The 16,533-nt window shown below is 70.4% G+C and carries 13 protein-coding genes and 2 tRNA genes; 3 read left to right on the forward strand and 12 right to left on the reverse strand.

What is annotated here, in order from left to right; translation table 11 throughout:
• Nucleotides 1-75 precede the first annotated feature (75 nt).
• Together ACK1X7_RS26030 and ACK1X7_RS26035 are read right to left on the reverse strand one after the other, a co-directional pair.
• Complete coding sequence (locus ACK1X7_RS26030; protein ID WP_385138127.1) at nucleotides 76-960, reverse strand: rhomboid family intramembrane serine protease; 885 nt, start codon at nucleotides 958-960, stop codon at nucleotides 76-78.
• Between the two features lie 111 nt (nucleotides 961-1,071).
• Nucleotides 1,072-1,605 (reverse strand): peptidylprolyl isomerase, encoded by a 534-nt coding sequence (locus tag ACK1X7_RS26035; protein ID WP_059143818.1) that lies wholly within the window; start codon nucleotides 1,603-1,605, stop codon nucleotides 1,072-1,074.
• A 296-nt stretch (nucleotides 1,606-1,901) separates the two neighbouring features.
• Between ACK1X7_RS26035 and ACK1X7_RS26040 the strand changes: the two genes are divergently transcribed.
• On the forward strand, nucleotides 1,902-2,618 hold the full coding sequence (locus tag ACK1X7_RS26040) for a DUF5324 family protein (protein ID WP_385138129.1): 717 nt from the start codon (nucleotides 1,902-1,904) through the stop codon (nucleotides 2,616-2,618).
• Between the two features lie 220 nt (nucleotides 2,619-2,838).
• On the opposite strand, the gene ACK1X7_RS26045 is transcribed toward ACK1X7_RS26040, so the two are convergent.
• Both ACK1X7_RS26045 and ACK1X7_RS26050 read right to left on the reverse strand, forming a co-directional pair.
• On the reverse strand, nucleotides 2,839-3,990 hold the full coding sequence (locus ACK1X7_RS26045) for a response regulator (RefSeq protein WP_385138131.1): 1,152 nt from the start codon (nucleotides 3,988-3,990) through the stop codon (nucleotides 2,839-2,841).
• 187 nt (nucleotides 3,991-4,177) lie between these two features.
• Nucleotides 4,178-4,250: transfer RNA gene (locus ACK1X7_RS26050), tRNA-Ala, on the reverse strand.
• Nucleotides 4,251-4,368: 118 nt separating this feature from the next.
• On the opposite strand from ACK1X7_RS26050, the gene ACK1X7_RS26055 reads away from it, so the two are divergent.
• Together ACK1X7_RS26055 and ACK1X7_RS26060 are read left to right on the forward strand one after the other, a co-directional pair.
• Nucleotides 4,369-4,917, forward strand: a complete 549-nt coding sequence (locus ACK1X7_RS26055) for a helix-turn-helix domain-containing protein (protein WP_216346412.1) — start codon at nucleotides 4,369-4,371, stop codon at nucleotides 4,915-4,917.
• A 45-nt stretch (nucleotides 4,918-4,962) separates the two neighbouring features.
• Complete coding sequence (locus tag ACK1X7_RS26060) at nucleotides 4,963-6,708, forward strand: serine/threonine-protein kinase (RefSeq protein WP_413115708.1); 1,746 nt, start codon at nucleotides 4,963-4,965, stop codon at nucleotides 6,706-6,708.
• Nucleotides 6,709-6,975: 267 nt separating this feature from the next.
• Here the strand turns inward: ACK1X7_RS26060 and ACK1X7_RS26065 are convergent, their stop codons facing one another.
• From ACK1X7_RS26065 to recF, 8 genes are all read right to left on the reverse strand, one after another.
• A complete protein-coding gene (locus ACK1X7_RS26065; protein WP_385138135.1) occupies nucleotides 6,976-8,331 on the reverse strand; it encodes a hypothetical protein in 1,356 nt (451 codons plus the stop codon).
• A 212-nt stretch (nucleotides 8,332-8,543) separates the two neighbouring features.
• On the reverse strand, nucleotides 8,544-8,678 hold the full coding sequence (locus tag ACK1X7_RS26070) for a DLW-39 family protein (RefSeq protein WP_003958712.1): 135 nt from the start codon (nucleotides 8,676-8,678) through the stop codon (nucleotides 8,544-8,546).
• 192 nt (nucleotides 8,679-8,870) lie between these two features.
• Nucleotides 8,871-8,944, reverse strand: a tRNA-Ile gene (locus ACK1X7_RS26075).
• Between the two features lie 61 nt (nucleotides 8,945-9,005).
• The gene (locus tag ACK1X7_RS26080) at nucleotides 9,006-9,785 is read right to left on the reverse strand and encodes a DUF3566 domain-containing protein (RefSeq protein ID WP_385138137.1); all 780 of its coding nucleotides are present in this window, start codon (nucleotides 9,783-9,785) and stop codon (nucleotides 9,006-9,008) included.
• Between the two features lie 3 nt (nucleotides 9,786-9,788).
• Nucleotides 9,789-12,413, reverse strand: coding sequence for a DNA gyrase subunit A (gene gyrA, locus ACK1X7_RS26085; RefSeq protein ID WP_390794042.1), 2,625 nt, complete (start codon nucleotides 12,411-12,413; stop codon nucleotides 9,789-9,791).
• A gap of 42 nt (nucleotides 12,414-12,455) precedes the next feature.
• On the reverse strand, nucleotides 12,456-14,486 hold the full coding sequence (gene gyrB, locus ACK1X7_RS26090) for a DNA topoisomerase (ATP-hydrolyzing) subunit B (protein ID WP_385138141.1): 2,031 nt from the start codon (nucleotides 14,484-14,486) through the stop codon (nucleotides 12,456-12,458).
• Nucleotides 14,487-14,796: 310 nt separating this feature from the next.
• Nucleotides 14,797-15,351, reverse strand: a complete 555-nt coding sequence (locus tag ACK1X7_RS26095) for a DUF721 domain-containing protein (RefSeq protein WP_385138143.1) — start codon at nucleotides 15,349-15,351, stop codon at nucleotides 14,797-14,799.
• Nucleotides 15,348-16,490, reverse strand: coding sequence for a DNA replication/repair protein RecF (gene recF, locus ACK1X7_RS26100; RefSeq protein ID WP_385138145.1), 1,143 nt, complete (start codon nucleotides 16,488-16,490; stop codon nucleotides 15,348-15,350). Before recF ends, ACK1X7_RS26095 begins: the two co-directional genes overlap by 4 nt.
• Nucleotides 16,491-16,533: the final 43 nt, after the last annotated feature.

The raw sequence follows: 16,533 nt of genomic DNA on the forward strand, positions 1-16,533 counted from the left end.
GATCGCCGGCAACCGTCCACGGCCCTACGGGAGGACGTCCGCGGCGGCCCGCCGAGTGCCGGCCGACCGCCCCGCTCAGCCAGTGAGCTGGAGCGTCCGGATCCACACCATCGCGATGATCGCGAGCAGCACCAGGGCGCAGGTCCCGCGCTGCACCAGCGCCCGCTTCTCACGGGGCGCGTGCACCATCCCGTACGCCACCACCGTGCCCGCGACCAGGCCCCCGACATGGGCCTGCCAGGCGATTCCGGACCAGGTGAAGGTGAAGAGCAGATTCAGCGCCAGCAGCGCGATGACCGGCCGCATGTCGTAGTTCAGCCGGCGCATCAGCACGGCGGTGGCGCCGAGCAGACCGAAGATCGCGCCGGAGGCGCCCAGCGACGGCTGGTTCTGCGCGGCGAGGAGATACGACAGCGCACTGCCGCCCAGCCCCGACAGCATGTAGAGCACGATGAACCGGGCGCGGCCGAGCGCGGCCTCCAGCGGCCCGCCGATCCACCACAGCGAGAGCATGTTGAAGGCGATGTGGATGAGCTGCTGGTGGAGGAAGATCGAGGTGACCAGCCGCCACCACTGGCCCTCGGCGACTCCGACGATCTGCGCCGCGCCGGGGTCATAGGCCCGCCCGACCAGATCGAGATCGTTCACCAGCCGGTCGCCCACGGACAGCGCCGCGAGCCACACCGCGATGTTGATGGCGACCAGGATCTTGGTGATCAGCCGGGGGTCCGAGGTGATCGTGCCGCCGGCCATGGTGCGCGGCTGGACGGCACGCGGCGGGGGACCGGCGGCCGAGGCTCCGGCCCCGGCGGACATCCGCCCGCTCACGCACTCAGGGCAGTGGAACCCCACAGAGGCACTGATCATGCACTCGGGGCAGATCGGGCGCTCACAGCGGGTGCAGCTAATGCCGGTCTCCCGCTGGGGGTGCCGATAGCAACAGACCGCCTGGTCCTCCATGATGTCCCCTCGCCCCTTGTCCACTTCTGATCGGGCGTTCCCCCGCCCCGCTTGTTCACACGGACACTTGTTCACACGGACAAGCGGGGCATGAAAGTTCCCCGTACGGGCTCAGCCCTCGCGGGTCTCCACGACGACCGACTCGATGACGACGTCCTGGAGCGGACGGTCGGTGCGCGGGTTGGTCGCGGTGCCCGCGATCGCGTCGACGACCTTCTTGCTGGCCTCGTCGGCGACCTCGCCGAAGATGGTGTGCTTACCGGTCAGCCACGCGGTCGGGGAGACCGTGACGAAGAACTGCGAGCCGTTGGTGCCCGGGCCGGCGTTGGCCATGGCCAGCAGGTACGGCTTGTTGAAGGCCAGGTCCGGGTGGAACTCGTCACCGAACTCATAGCCGGGACCGCCGGTCCCGTTGCCCAGCGGGTCCCCGCCCTGGATCATGAAGCCACTGATCACCCGGTGGAAAACGGTGCCGTCGTAGAGCTTCTCCTTGGCCTTCTTGCCAGTGGCCGGGTGGGTCCACTCGCGAGTGCCTTCGGCCAGTTCGACAAAGTTCTTGACCGTCTTGGGGGCGTGGTTCGGCAGCAGCCGGACCACGATGTCGCCATTGTTCGTCTTCAGGGTGGCGTAAAGCTGCTCGGCCACGATCAACCTTCCATCGTTTTCACTTCCGTCTCCTGATCCTCGCACGGACGCAAGGCCGACGAGTAGCCGCGGAGGCGGCTCCGGGCGCGCCGATCCGCGTGGTTTCAACGAGAATCCTCCCTATGACCCAGATGCCCGGTCACGCATGCTCGCTGCGCTGCGAACGGGCATGATCTCCACAAACAGGCATGATCTTTCTTGGGATGGAAACACGAAACTGGGCAAATAGAGCGCGCGCCGAAAACGCACGACTCTGAACCCGGGAGCTTGACCACGCCACCGAGGAGGAGGATCCCGTGACCCGCATTGACAGCGTGCGAGCCGCGACCGGCACAGCCAAGGGCAGCGTCCTGCACGCCGCGGAGGCGGTGGCGCCCTACGCCGGCACGGCCAAGGACACCGCATCGCGCTACGCGCACGAGGCCCGCGTACGGCTGGCACCGAAGGTGTCGACCGCGGCGCACCAGGCCCGGTGCACGGCCGGTGCCCAGTACCACGCCCATATCGAGCCCAGGCTCAACCAGGCCCGCGGCACCCTGCCGCCGAAGGTGGACCAGGCCGCCACCCGGGCCGCCAAGCGCACCCGTAAGGCAGCCCGCCACGCCGCCGACTACACCGGTCCGCGGATGGAGCAGGCGATGGCCGGGGTGCGCGCCGCCGCCGGACCGGCGCGCGAGGAGGCCGCCGTCCGTACGGCCGCGGCCATCGCGGCGCTGCGCACCCATGTGACGGCCGCGGAGATCGAGAAGCTGGCCAGGAAGCACCGCCGCCGGGCCCGGGCCGCCCGTGTCGCCAAGCGTGCGGCCTTCATCGGACTGGTCGGCGCGGGCGTCTTCGCCGCGTGGAAGTGGTGGGACAAGCAGGCCAACCCCGACTGGCTGGTCGAGCCCCCGGCGGCGACCGAGGTGGGCGACCGTGAGCGGCTTTCGGCGGTGGACGGCAGCGACCAGAGCGCCCTCGACCCCGAGGTGCAGGCCAAGCAGGCCGAGGCCCGCAGGGACGACGAGCGCTGAACGACGAGCGCTGAACGACAAGCGCCGAACGACAAGCGCCGAACGACGAGCGTTGAACGTCGCCGCACACGGCGTCCGGCGCGGCCCTCCGCGAGGGGCGGGAGATCACCCGATCTCCCGCCCCTCGCCCCGTCTCCGGCCCCGTCCCGGCCCGGCCGCCGGTCCGGCCCCGTCCGGCCCCGTCCGGCCCGTGCGGCTCCGGCATCAGCGGGCTCCGGCATCAGCCCGTCGGTTCCTCCCCCTGGGAACGGCGCTGGCGGCGCTCCAGGAAGATCTCGGTGAAGACCGAGACCTTGGCCCGCAGCGCCCAGGGGTCGAACGGCTTGGCCATGTAGTCCACCGCACCGGCCGCATAGCCCCGCGAGGCGTTCTCGGGGTCTGCGCCCATCGCGGTGAGGAAGATGATCGGGATGTCGCGGTTACGGGAACGCCGCTTGATGTGGGCCGCCGTCTCATAGCCGTCCATCTCGGGCATCTGCACATCCAGCAGGATCACCGCGAAGTCGTCATGGTCGAGCAGCGCCTTGAGGGCCTCCTGCCCGGAGGTCGCGGTCACCAGCTCCTGGTCGAGCGTGGCCAGCACGGCCTCCATGGCCAGCAGATTGTTCTGCTGGTCGTCCACCACGAGGATCTTCGGCCGCGGCCCGGTGCCCCGCCTGGGCGCCGCCGGTCCCTGCGGGGCCGCGGGCTCGTCCTCCGGCTGCGGCACCGCGGCCGGGGGCTGGGACTCCACCATGGCCAGTTGCCGCTCCAGGACCAGGCAGCGGTCCTCCGCCAGCCGGCCCCGCAGCCGTACGTCTTCCAGCTCCTCGGTGAGCCGCCCCACCTCCTGGCGGAGCAGATCCCGCTCCTTGATCAGCTCCTTCCGGTCCGGGATCTCCCGCTCCAGCGCGTCCGCCCGGGCGCGCTCGGTGGCCCATGCAGCCTCGGCCTGGTTAAGCCGCACCTCGAGATCGGCGATGCGGTGCTTGCGGTCCAGCAGCGCCTCGCCCAGCACGTCCTGGTGCGCCATGGAAACCCGCGCGTCCCGGTCCGCGTCGGCCAACTGGATCTGAAGGATCTCCATGGCGTGCCCGGGGGAGCGGCTGGTGCGGACCGCGGCCCGGTGCAGCTCCCGCACCAGCTCGATGGCGGCGGGGGTGGGGGCGACGCCCCGCCGCGCCGCGAGATCGGTGAACAGATCGAAGACGAACTCCCACGGCGGGATGCGGGTGCCGCTCAGAAACCGCGAGATGGTGCTCGGATCCCGGTGTCTGCGCACGGCGTATCTGCGCACCGAGATCCCCAGCCCCAGGAACAGCTTCCTCAGCTCCACAGCGAATGCCCGGCACTCCTCGGGCAGGTTCTCGCCCAGCGGATGCAGCTCACCCATCGTGTCCCCCTGTACGGCGGCCCGCGCCGATCAGACGACTCCCGGGCGATCTGCCCGAGTTGTGGAAAACACCCTGGAGCATCCCTCGGGTGTTGCGCCGGGCAATGACAGGAGTGGCAACACCGATATCGGGGGCGAAACAAACCAGCCAGGACACCGATCACGATGTCCTGGCTGGTGACGAAGGTGGAGCCTAGGAGAGTCGAACTCCTGACATCCGCCATGCAAAGACGGCGCTCTACCAACTGAGCTAAGGCCCCGTCGCCGATCAGGATACCTGCTACCGGCCACCATTCCCGACCGGGTATCGCTCGTGCGTAGCGCTCTCCGTAGGATGCCACGCAAGATTCGCGGCAGCGAAGCGAAGGGGAGAGCGAGATGGACGCAACACAGCAGGATGCCACCGCGCGCGCACGGGAGCTTCAGCGCAGTTGGTACGGGGAACCGCTGGGGGCGCTCTTTCGCCGTCTCATCGATGATCTCGGTCTGAACCAAGCCCGTCTCGCCGCCGTCCTCGGGCTGTCCGCGCCCATGCTCTCCCAGCTCATGAGCGGCCAGCGCGCCAAGATCGGCAACCCTGCCGTGGTCCAGCGGGTGCAGGCTCTTCAGGAGCTGTCCAGCCAGGCGGCGGACGGGAGGGTCAGCGCCGCCGAGGCCGCCGAGCGCATGGAGGAGATCAAGAAGTCCGCGGGCGGCTCGGTCCTCAACTCCACCCAGTCCACGGCGACGAGCTCGGGCGCGCCGACCGTTCGGCGAGTGGTGCGCGAGATCCAGTCGCTGCTGCGGTCCGTGGCGGCCGCGGGGGACATCATCGATGCCGCCGACTCCCTCGCCCCGACCCACCCCGAGCTGGCAGAGTTTCTCCGTGTGTACGGCGCCGGGCGGACCGCCGATGCGGTCGCCCACTACGAGGCGCACCAGAGCTGACGGGCTGAACTGCTGACGAGTCGATGACGGGGCGGGCACGGCGCGATGGGTGAGATCTTCGCGGGCCGGTACGAACTGGTGGACCCGATCGGGCGTGGGGGCGTGGGCGCCGTATGGCGCGTCTGGGACCACCGCCGCAGACGGTACGTGGCAGCGAAGGTGCTCCAGCAACGTGATGCCCATACGCTGCTGCGCTTCGTCCGGGAACAGGCCCTGCGGATCGATCACCCCCATGTGCTGGCACCGGCGAGCTGGGCGGCCGACGACGACAAGGTGCTGTTCACCATGGATCTGGTGGGCGGCGGCTCGTTCGCCCATCTCATCGGGGACTACGGCCCGCTGCCGCCCCGCTATGTGTGCACCCTGCTCGACCAACTGCTCTCCGGCCTGGCCGCGGTGCACGCCGAGGGCGTGGTGCACCGGGACATCAAACCCGCGAACATCCTGCTGGAATCCACCGGGACCGGGCGGCCGCATGTCCGGCTGTCCGACTTCGGCATCGCGCTGACCAAGGGCGAACCGCGCCTCACCGAGGCCAACTACGTGATGGGCACGCCCGGTTACTTCGCGCCCGAGCAGATGATGGGCGACGACCCGGACTTCCCGGCGGACCTCTTCGCCGTGGGGCTGGTGACGCTCTATCTGCTCAACGGGCACAAGCCCGACGCGGAGGCGCTCGTCAAGCTCTTCGAGCAGGGAGTGCCGAACGCGCCCACGGGGGTGCCGGAACCGCTGTGGCAGGTGATCGCGGGTCTGCTTCAGCCGGACCCCGAGGACCGCTTCCGCACCGCCACGGGAGCGCGGAAGGCACTGGCGACGGCCGTCGACCTGCTGCCCGAGGCCGACCTGGACGACGACGCCATCGAGGTCTTCGACCATCTCGGGCCGCTGCCCGCCGGGTTCGACCACAACGGACCGACCCGGCCGCGCCGCCGCCACGCGAAGACGGACCCGACCCGAGAGAACGGCGCGAACGGCGCGGCGCCCTCCCGGCCCCAGCCCACCGCCGACGCCGCCCCCGCCGCCGACTCGGGCCCCGCGGGCCCCGCCGCCGAGACGTACCCTCCGCAGCCGACCACCCCACAGCCGTCCATGTCCGACACCGGCAGCTTCACCCTCCCGCCGCCGCTCCCCCGGACCGGCCGGCCAGGGACGCCGCACGCCGAGCCCCCGCCCGGCCAGGCCCCGCACACCGGGGCTCCCGGGTCTCCCGGGGCTCCCGGGTCTCCGTCCTCCGGCGTCCCGCACGCCGAACCCCCGCACGCCCAGACGCCCCTGAGCCAGACCCCACCGCCCCAGCCCGCGGGACCTCCGACACCGACGCCCCCGCCGCCGACCGCCCGGCCCGCGACTCCGCCCCCGCCGGTCCAGCGGCCGTCGACGCCCCAGTCGATGCCCCACCCACTGACCCCGCCGACCCCCTCGACGGCGGCCCCGCTGCCACCGGCACAGCCGCCCGTGCACCATCCGCACCACGCACAGCAGCCACCACACCCCGTACAGCCGGTGCACCACGCGCACCCGCATACGCCCACCCCCGCTTCCGCTCCGACCGCGGCTCCCTCGCCGACACCGACGCCAACGCCGACACCCACGCCGACTCCGACCCCGACACCAACGCCGCTCCCGCGTGATTTCCCTTCTACTCGTCCATACACCGCCGAGCGGCCGCGGGTTCCGTCGACGACGCGGCGGCGCCCCGGACCGTCCCGGAAAGCGGCGCTCTCGATCCTGATCGTCGCGGCGGTGTGTTTCGCCGTCGGCGCATGGGCGCTGGTGGCCGCGGGCTGAGCACGCCCGGGCCCGCGAACTGAGCAGGGGACAGAGCCGCGAGCCGAGCACGAGCGGGCCGCGAGTTGAGCACGGGCAGAGCCGCAAGCCGACGTCGCCCATGCGCCACGACGGCGCCCCCGCCGACGTCGCCCATGCGCCACGACCGCGCCCCCGCCGACGTCGCCCATGCGCCACGACCGCGCCCCCGCCGACGTCACACACCCTCACGGCGCCCCCTGACGCGCCCCCCTGACGCGCCCCCGGCAAAAGCAACGCCGCCCCCAACTACCACCCAGGCGGCGCCCCGTACCGCTGCGCCGCCGCCCGGCGCCGGGCGGTGAGCGTCCACACGCCGAGCCCCAGCACCAGGGCCGTCCCCGCACCGATCCCCGCGTACCCCACCACCCGCAGCGCGGTCGTCTTCGAGTCGCCCGCGCCGGAGCCGGGACTCGCCATCCGGTCGTCGTCCGCGGCGTCCGGATGGCGCTTGGCGACCTTCCGGTCGGCCGCCGTGAGGCCGAACCCCGCCTCGACCGGGTCCTTGTCGTAGCTGGGCCCGCCGCGCGCGTCGCCCATGACCCGTACCCGCAGCACGACCGGCACCGGGCCGTTCAGATGCGGCGCCACCTGCGGCGGGTTGAGGGTGACCGCCAGGAAGTACCCGCCGCTGAAGCTCATCGCGCGGACCGTGGAGCCGGTGTTGGCATACCGGTTTCCGTAGGCCACCGGCGCGGTGGACACCTGGGTGCGGGGCGATTCGCCGTCCTGCGCGGCGGGGATGCCCCGCTTGGCGAGCCCGCGCGCCGGGTTGTACGCGTGCATCGCCAGGGCGCGGCCGAGCGGACGGGTGCTCTGGTCCTTGCCGTCGGCGGACAGTTCGGCGGCGGCGGTGAGGCGCTGCCCCCAGTCGACGGGCACCCGGTAGAAGCGCGTCTCCCCCGGCGTGATCTCGTCCTTCCACACCCCGCTCCCCAGGGTGGGCGCGTCGGTGAAGCCGCGTCCGCCGTGCTTCGGCCAGGGAGTGCCGTCCGGCGGCTTGGGTGACGGGGTGCTCCAACTCCCCTCCGGAGCCGCTCCCGTGGCCCCGCCCTTCACCGGTGGCTCCACCATCGCCCGGAGCTCCACAGGCCAGCGCTCCGGGTCCGGTGACCCGTCCTGGCGCTCCACCGTCACCACATAGCGCCCGGCCTGATGGCAGGAGGCCGGGCCGGAGTCGATCTGGCGGGAGGCGTAGTCGGCGAGGGGATAGGCGACGCCGGTCGTCTCGATCTTCGGGGCGGCGGTGCCGCAGATGCCCCCGTCAGGGCTCTCCAGCGTCACCTTCACGCCATCGCGGTACGAGGTCACGTCCGCCCCCGGTCTGGGCGCCGCGACGGCCGAGACATAGGCGGCCGACTTCGTGTCGAGCGTCACGCCGTAGTACCGCCTCTCGCCCGGCCCGAGGCTGTCGACATAGGTGCGGCCGGCCGCCAGGGACGGGGCGCCCGAGTCAGTGTCGGCGCCGGATATCCGGGTGCCGCGGGTGTCGTACGCCCGGGCCCCGGCGGCCCCGTCGGCGAGGGACGTCCCCGGCGCCGCGGCCACCGCGCACAGTGCCGCCACCGCGGCGAGACCGGCCCTGACCTTGCGGCGGTCCTTCATCGCGCGTCACTCCTCGTCGTACCGGCCGGTCGGCCCGTTCAACTTTGCCTGTGCAAGCCATTCGTTTGCGAGAGTGAAACACGAAGGCCCCCCCGTCATCCCATCCCCCGGCGCCCCTGCCCCTTCTCCGCACGGCGCCAGTAAAGCCGACGGGGCCCCGACCGCTCCAGCGGTCGGGGCCCCGTACTGGGACTGTCTTAGGAGCTGGGAGCTCACACACCCGAACCTGCGGGCACGGAGTCGGTCGCCTCCGTCCACAGATCCTGCTCGGCGCGATCCGCCTGGATCTGGCGGTACACGAGGAGCCCGCCGATGGCGGCCAGTGCGACCAGGAGCAGCTTCTTCACCGCGCTACCTCGTCTCTTTCTTGACGTAGGGGACCTCTGGCGCCCGATGATACACACCGACCGATACCGATCGGTGACCTATGACCGGCATTGGCCGGTGTGAAACCGGGCAGGAACCGGGGATCAACTCCCGGCCCCCCATACGACATCAGCCTGGATGAAGAAGATCTCCATCCAGGCTGATCGCGACGGTGGGGCTAACAGGACTTGAACCTGTGGCCTCTTCCTTATCAGGGAAGCGCTCTAACCGTCTGAGCTATAGCCCCGCGCTGCACCGAAAGATTAGCGCACGACCTGCCCCGTCCCAAAATCGGTAACGGCGGGCCGCTACTCGTCCTCGGCCAAGGTCAGCTCGACGCCACCCACGAAGCCCGCCGACAAGTTGTAGATGAAGGCCCCGAGCGTGGCCAACGCGGTGGCCAACACCACGTTGATCACTGCGATGATCCCGGTGAACCCGAGGACACGCGGAAGCGACAGGAAGGACTCCAGGTCGAACCCGCTGCCCTCCTGCGACTCCGTCGCATCGCTGATGGTGCCGCCGACCGCGCCGAAGACGCCCATGGCGTCCATGACCATCCACAGCACCGCCACCGCGATCACGGTGCAGATCCCCAGCGCGATCGCGAGCAGGAAGCTGACCTTCATGACCGACCACGGATCGACCCTGGCGACCCGCAGCCGCGCCTTACGGGTCCGCGGCGCCGGACGGGCCCCCGCGGCCGTACGGGGGCGGCGGACGGCCGTGGCGGCCTGCTGCTGCCCCGACTGGGCGGCCTGGCCGCTCTGCCCGGGCACCGCGGAGCCGCCCTGCCCGGCCCCGCCGCCGGGCGGCGGGGCGTATGCCTGCGGCGGGTGGTACGGCTGCGCGGGCTGGGCGGGGGCGGGACGCTCGTTGGGGAGCGGGCTGGAGTACTGGGGCTTGGGATGCGGATCGCGCTGCGGCCGCAGCTTCCGGGTCTCCGTCACCGACGCCGGGGCGGAGTCCCCGGCCGGGCCACGGGCGCCTTCCCCAGCGGTGGTGCCGCCCGCCGAAGTCGGGGCTCCCGATCCCGGACGCCGTCCGGCGTCCGCACCGCCGCCCGCGGCACCCGTGGCTCCACTCACGACTTACTCCTCGGTCTCATCGGCCGGGGGCGGTGTGCCCTCGACCGCCTCGGACGCGGCCTCCTCGGCCGGTGCGCTCCCGGTCGCGGAAACTTCCTCGACCTCTTCGGCCTCACGACCGGCCTCGGCGTTCCGGGCGATGCCGACGACGGCATCGCGCTTGCCCAGGTTGATCAGTTGGACGCCCATGGTGTCACGGCCCGTCTCCCTGACCTCATTGACCCGGGTACGGATCACGCCACCGCTGAGCGTGATGGCGAGGATCTCATCGGTCTCCTCGACCACCAGCGCCCCGACCAGGGAACCACGGTCCTCGACGATCTTCGCTGCCTTGATCCCGAGGCCGCCGCGCCCCTGGACGCGGTACTCGTCGACATTGGTCCGCTTCGCGTACCCGCCGTCGGTGGCGGTGAACACGAACGTACCGGGCCGGACGACATTCATCGAGAGGAGTTCGTCGTCCTCGCGGAAACTCATGCCCTTCACACCGGAGGTCGCGCGCCCCATCGGCCGCAGCGACTCATCCGTCGCCGTGAACCGGATCGACTGGGCCTTCCTGCTGATCAGCAGCAGATCGTCCGCGGAGGACACCAGCTCGGCACCGATCAGCTCGTCCTCGCGGCCGTCCTCCATCTCCCGGAGGTTGATCGCGATCACGCCGCCCGAGCGGGGCGAGTCGTAGTCCTTCAGCGGGGTCTTCTTCACCAGGCCGGACTTGGTGGCGAGCACCAGATACGGCACCGCCTCGTAGTCCCGGATGGCCAGGATCCGCGCGATCTTCTCATCGGGCTGGAACGCCAGCAGATTCGCGACATGCTGACCGCGCGCCTCCCGCCCGGCGTCCGGCAGCTCGTATGCCTTCGCCCGGTAGACCCGGCCCTTGTTGGTGAAGAACAGCAGCCAGTGGTGGGTGGTCGAGACGAAGAAGTGGGAGACGATGTCGTCCTGCTTCAGCTTCGTCCCGCGCACGCCCTTGCCGCCGCGCTTCTGCGAGCGGTAGTCCTCGGTCTTGGTGCGCTTCACATAGCCGCCACGCGTGATCGTGACGACGATGTCCTCCTCGGCGATCAGGTCCTCGATGGACATGTCACCGTCGAAGGGCACCAGCTTGGTGCGCCGGTCGTCGCCGAACTTCTCGACGATCGCGGTCAGCTCCTCGCTGATGATCTGCCGCTGCCGCTCGGGCGAGGCCAGGATCGCGTTGTACTCGTCGATCTTGGCCTGTAGCTCGTCATGCTCCTGGATGATCTTCTGTCGCTCCAGGGCGGCCAGCCGCCGAAGCTGCATCTCCAGGATCGCGTTCGCCTGGATCTCGTCGATCTCCAGCAGGCCCATCAGGCCGCCGCGCGCGGTGTCCACCGTGTCGCTGCGCCGGATCAGCGCGATGACCTCGTCGATCGCGTCCAGGGCCTTGAGCAGACCGCGCAGGATATGCGCCCGCTCCTCGGCCTTGCGCAGCCGGAAGCGGGTCCGGCGGACGATGACCTCGATCTGGTGGGTCACCCAGTTGCGGATGAACGCGTCCAGCGAGAGGGTGCGCGGCACACCGTCGACCAGCGCCAGCATATTGGCGCCGAAGTTGGTCTGGAGATCGGTGTGCTTGTAGAGGTTGTTGAGGACGACCTTGGCGACCGCGTCCCGCTTGAGCACGATGACCAGGCGCTGGCCGGTGCGCGAGGAGGTCTCGTCGCGGACGTCGGCGATGCCGCCGACCTTGCCGTCCTTCACCAGGTCGGCGATCTTCTGCGCGAGGTTGTCCGGGTTCACCTGGTACGGCAGCTCGGTGACCACCAGGCACTGCCGGCCCTGGATCTCCTCGACCTCCACGACCGCGCGCATCGTGATCGAGCCGCGCCCGGTGCGGTACGCCTCCTCGATGCCCTTACGGCCGACGACCAGCGCGCCGGTCGGGAAGTCCGGGCCCTTGATCCGGTCGATCAGGGCCTCGAGCAGCTCCTCCTGGGTGGCCTGCGGATTGGCCAGGAACCACTGGGCGCCCTCGGCGACCTCGCGCAGATTGTGCGGCGGGATATTGGTGGCCATGCCGACCGCGATCCCCGCCGAGCCGTTGACCAGCAGGTTCGGGATGCGGGCCGGGAGGACCGTCGGCTCCTGGTTACGGCCGTCGTAGTTGTCCTGGAAATCGACGGTCTCCTCGTCGATGTCCCGGAGCATCTCCATGGCCAGCGGGTCCATCTTGCACTCGGTGTACCGCATGGCCGCCGCGGGGTCGTTGCCCGGGGAGCCGAAGTTGCCGTTGGAGTCGACCAGCGGCATCCGCATGGACCACGACTGAGCCAGCCGCACCAGGGCGTCGTAGATCGACGAGTCGCCGTGCGGATGGTAGGTGCCCATGACGTCGCCGACGACGCGGGCGCACTTGTAGAAGCCCTTCTCGGGGCGGTACCCGCCGTCGTACATCGCGTACAGCACCCGGCGGTGCACCGGCTTGAGGCCGTCCCGGACGTCGGGCAGCGCACGGCTGACGATCACGCTCATCGCGTAATCGAGGTACGAGCGCTGCATCTCCGTCTCGAGGCCGACCGGCTCGACGCGGAGCGCGGCGCCTTCGGCGAGCTCGTCGGGGGTCAGATCATCGGGCGTGTTCGGGGTGTTCTCGTCGGCCATTGCTGGTCAAAGTCCTTCTGTCGTCTGCGGCTGGGGGCCGACTCAGATGTCGAGGAAGCGGACATCCTTGGCGTTGCGCTGGATGAACGAGCGCCGTGCCTCGACGTCCTCACCCATCAGAACCGAGAACAGGTCATCGGCCTGCGCCGCGTCGTCCAGGGTGACCTGGCCCAGGACGCGGTGGTCGGGGTCCATCGTGGTGACCCGCAGCTCTTCGGCGTTCATCTCGCCCAGACCCTTGAAGCGCTGGACCGAGTCGTCCCTGATGCGCTTGCCCTGTTCCCGGCCGACCTGGATCAGCGCGTCCCGCTCCCGGTCCGAGTACGCGTACTCGAAGTCGTCCCGGCCCCACTTGATCTTGTAGAGCGGCGGACGCGAGAGGAACACATGCCCCGCCTCGACCAGCGGGCGCATGAAGCGGAAGAGGAAGGTCAGCAGCAGGGTGTTGATGTGCTGGCCGTCGACATCGGCGTCCGCCATCAGAATGATCTTGTGATAGCGGAGCTTGGCGATGTCGAAGTCCTCGTGCACCCCGGTGCCGAAGGCGGAGATCAGCGCCTGGACCTCGTTGTTCTGGAGGATCTTGTCGACCCGGGCCTTCTCGACGTTGAGGATCTTGCCGCGGATCGGGAGGATCGCCTGATACTGCGGGTTACGGCCGGACTTGGCCGAGCCGCCGGCGGAGTCACCCTCGACGATGAAGATCTCGCACTTCGACGGGTCATTGGACTGGCAGTCGCTCAGCTTGCCCGGCAGCGACGCGGTCTCCAGCAGCCCCTTGCGGCGGGTCAGATCCCGCGCCTTACGGGCCGCGACCCGGGCCGTCGCCGCCTGGATCCCCTTGCGGACGATGTCCGCCGCCTCATTGGGGTAGCGGTCCAGCCAGTCGGCGAGATGCTCATTGACGATCTTCTGGACGAAGGTCTTGGCCTCCGTGTTGCCCAGCTTGGTCTTGGTCTGGCCCTCGAACTGCGGCTCGCCCAGCTTGACCGAGATGATCGCGGTCAGGCCCTCGCGGATGTCCTCGCCGGTGAGGTTGTCGTCGCGCTCCCGGAGCAGCTTCTTGTCGCGCGCGTACTTGTTGATCAGGTACGTCAGCGCGGCGCGGAAGCCCTCTTCGTGGGTGCCGCCCTCATGGGTGTGGATGGTGTTCGCGAAGCTGTAGACACCCTCGGTGTACTGGGTGTTCCACTGCATCGCGATCTCGAGGGAGAGCATCCGCTCCTTGTCCTCGGCCTCGAACCCGATCACCGTGGGGTGGACCAGCTCGCCCTTGCGGGAGTTGAGGTAGGTGACGAAGTCGACGATGCCGCCCTCGTAGTGGTACTTCACGGAGAGCGGCTTGCCCTCCTCGTCCACATGGGCCTCGCGCTCGTCCTTGAGCGAGATCGACAGGCCCTTGTTGAGGAACGCCATCTCCTGGAAGCGCCGGGCCAGCGTCTCGAAGGAGTACTCGGTGGTCTCGAAGACGTCCGGGTCCGCCCAGAAGGTGACCGTGGTGCCGGTCTCCTCCGTGGCCTCGTTCCGGGCCAGGGGCGCGGTCGGCGCTCCCGTCTTGTAGTCCTGGGTCCAGCGGTATCCGTCCGTCTTGACCTCGACCGACACCTTCGAGGACAGGGCGTTGACGACGGAGACGCCGACGCCGTGCAGACCGCCGGAGACGGCGTATCCGCCGCCGCCGAACTTGCCGCCCGCGTGCAGCACGGTCAGCACGACCTCCACGGCCGGCTTCCCCTCCGAGGGGACGATGCCCACCGGGATCCCGCGGCCGTTGTCCACGACGCGGACGCCGCCGTCGGCGAGGATCGTGACCTCGATGCTGTCCGCGTGACCGGCCATGGCCTCGTCGACGGAGTTGTCGACGACCTCTTGGACGAGATGGTGCAGGCCGCGCTCACCGGTGGAACCGATGTACATACCGGGTCGCTTGCGGACCGCCTCCAGCCCCTCCAGGACGGTGATCGCACTGGCGTCGTACGACGGCGAAGCCAGGGCCTCGCTGTCGGGCGTGGACGGGATGTTTTCGATGGGGTTGCCGGAATCGGCCACGAAGCGCCCTTTCTGGCACAGCACAAGCCGTCTCCGGGCAGGCAGGAGCGGCTGCGTCGTTCAACATGTGTCCGCAAGCGCTCGGTGCGCCGGCGGCGACGGTGTACGGCCCCAGTCTACCGGTAGCGCCGACAAGAATGGGGGCTTGCTGCCGCCTGAGTCCGCATGTGCCGCCCTGAACCGGCTGCCAGCGACTCCCCATATGCGGGGACGGGCTCCAAGAGGCTCACGCCGCCACTCAGCGCTTCGAGCTGTCAACCACCGGCAACCGTGACCGGAGTCTCAGCAGTCACCCTGTTACCCCCGGTTAACACGGGGGCGCACAAGCCCCCGGTCAGCCGTAGGTATCGCCCGGACCGGTGGAGCCGGGAGAGCGCAGCGGACCGTAGCGGCGGGCCGGGCCGCCGGGGCCCAGAACCTTGATCATCTTGACGGTGCCATGACCCAGATCCGCGTTCAGCCGGGCCACGAGCTGCGGGGCGAGCAATCGCAACTGGGTCGCCCACGCCGTGGAATCACAGCGCACCGTGAGCACCCGGGCGTCCTCGTCGTACCGCTGGGGCTCGCAGTGCTGCGCCACCTCGGGCCCCACCATCTGGGGCCAGCGGCCCATCACCCCGCCGACCGCGGCCGGGGCCTCCCAGCCGCGCTCGGTGATCAGCCGGTTGATCGCCGCACCGAGCGGAAGCGGATCGCGGCCATCGGCGCGCGCGCCGGAGCGCAAGCCTCCTCTGCGCGCCTGCTTCTTCTGCTGGGCCGCCGCTCCCCGGGCGCGCGCCTGCTCCTTGGCGGCGCGCAGCGCCACCCGCGCGAGATCGACCCCCGAGGGCTCGGGCACCGGCGAGGGCCCCGCCGACCGGTCCGTTCCGTCGGCCATTCCGTCGGTCATACGCGCCGCACCTCGCCCTCGGACACCGCATAGCGCGTGCCGGACAGCACCTGCGGAACGTCATCCTCCACCGCCGCGGTCACCAGCACCTGCTCCCCGGGGGCGACCAGCTCGGCCAGCCGCTCCCGGCGCCGCTCGTCCAGCTCCGCGAAGACGTCGTCGAGCACCAGCACCGGCTCGCCCGCCTCGGTGCGCAGCAGATCGTAGGAGGCCAGCCGCAGGGCGAGGGCGTACGACCAGGACTCGCCATGGCTGGCGTAGCCCTTCGCCGGGAGCCGGCCCAGCTTGAGGACCAGGTCGTCGCGGTGCGGGCCCACCAGAGTGACCCCGCGCTCGATCTCCTGCTTACGGGCCTCGGTGAGGGCGGCCATCAGCAGCTCGCACAGCTCCTCGCGGCTGCCCGCCTCGGTCAGCCCCTCACCGGCCGAGCCGCGGTACTCCAGCAGCACGGGGCCGCCGCCCGGGGCGAGCTGCTCGTACGCCTTGTCGGCGAGCGGCTGGAGCACGGCGATCAGATCGAGCCGCTGGGCGAGCAACTCGGCACCGGCCCGGGCCAGATGCTGGTCCCAGACGTCGAGCGTGGACAGGGCCGCGTCGCCGCCACCGCTGCGCGAACCGTGCCGCCGGGCCAGGGCCGCGGTCTTCAGCAGGGTGTTGCGCTGCTTGAGCACCCGGTCGTAGTCGGAGCGGACCCCGGCCATCCGGGGCGCCCGCGCGGTGATCAGCTCGTCGAGAAAGCGCCGGCGCTCGCCCGGATCGCCCTTGACCAGGGCCAGATCCTCGGGCGCGAACAGCACGGACCGCAGGATCCCCAGCACATCACGCGGTCTGACCTGCGAGGACCGATTGATACGGGCGCGATTGGCCTTGCCCGGGTTGAGCTCGAGCTCGATCAACTGCTGCCGGTCGCCCTGGACGACCGAGGCCCGGACCACCGCCCGCTCCGCGCCCATGCGCACCAGCGGGGCGTCCGAGGAGACCCGGTGGCTGCCGAGGGTGGCGAGATAGCCGACGGCCTCGACGAGATTGGTCTTGCCCTGGCCGTTGGGCCCGACGAAGGCCGTGACGCCCGGGTCGAGCGCCACCTCGGCCCGGGTGTACGAGCGGAAGTCGGCGAGCGAGAGATGCGTGACGTGCATAGTGGGCTGCGCCGACCTCCCCCGGCTGAACTGCTTGCGCCAC

Source organism: Streptomyces sp. CY-1 (assembly GCF_047218265.1).
Classification (GTDB): domain Bacteria; phylum Actinomycetota; class Actinomycetes; order Streptomycetales; family Streptomycetaceae; genus Streptomyces; species Streptomyces niphimycinicus.